This window comes from Bradyrhizobium sp. 153, from assembly GCF_023073835.1.
GTDB lineage: Bacteria > Pseudomonadota > Alphaproteobacteria > Rhizobiales > Xanthobacteraceae > Bradyrhizobium.
In genome coordinates this window covers 1-706 of the sequence record NZ_JADPKH010000114.1, presented here as the reverse complement: position 1 = coordinate 706, position 706 = coordinate 1, and the positions used below count along the sequence as shown (strand labels likewise).

The window sequence follows — 706 nt, the reverse complement described above, 5'->3', positions numbered from 1 at the left end:
CGCCCGTGATATCCGAGACCACGTGATGGAGCTGCAGGTTCATCTCCATCAGGGCCTTCTGCATATGCTGGATATGGGCAGCGGCATATTCCACCAACCGCTCCCGCTGGCGCAAATAGGCGCGCAGGGTTGCAATCTCGGCATCAGGTCGGAAGCTGCCGCGTAACAGGCCATAGGAATGAAGCTGGCGCAACCATGCGGCATCGCTGACATCGCTTTTGCGCCCAGGCACGTTCTTTGCGTAGCGAGCATTGACCAGAATGACCTCAAACCCGCGCTGCTCCAGGATCTCGTAAACCGGGATCCAATAGACCCCGGTGGATTCCATCGCGACACTCGTCACGCCGTAGGCCTTAAACCAGTCTGCCAGATGATGCAGGTCTTCTGTGAATGTGCCGAACGTGCGCACTGGCATATCAGTGCAGGCTGGGTTCACCGCAGCCATGTGCATCTTTGATCCGATGTCGATGGCGGCCGCGCCGACATTGACCGGCTTCAGCTCCGGGCGGTCACCAGTCGTCCTCTTGGGCATAAGCGGGTCCTCCATTTAATGATGGGCAGGAGGGTCTGGGTTATGCCAATCGTCATCTTCCTAATCGGGATCGCCGCCGGAGCAGCGTCGCCACTCCCAAGTCCGCATGCACCCATGGACCACGTTTTTTAACGGGGATTCTGCCTCCAATAAGCTGACGGCCGCTACCCTCCT

At 58.6% G+C, this 706-nt stretch carries 1 protein-coding gene; it reads right to left on the bottom strand.

Annotation, left to right across the window (positions count from 1 at the left end; genetic code table 11):
• A partial coding sequence (locus IVA91_RS27155; protein ID WP_247459489.1) for a transposase occupies positions 1-532 on the bottom strand: 532 nt, incomplete at its 3' end.
• Between the last annotated feature and the right edge of the window lie 174 nt (positions 533-706).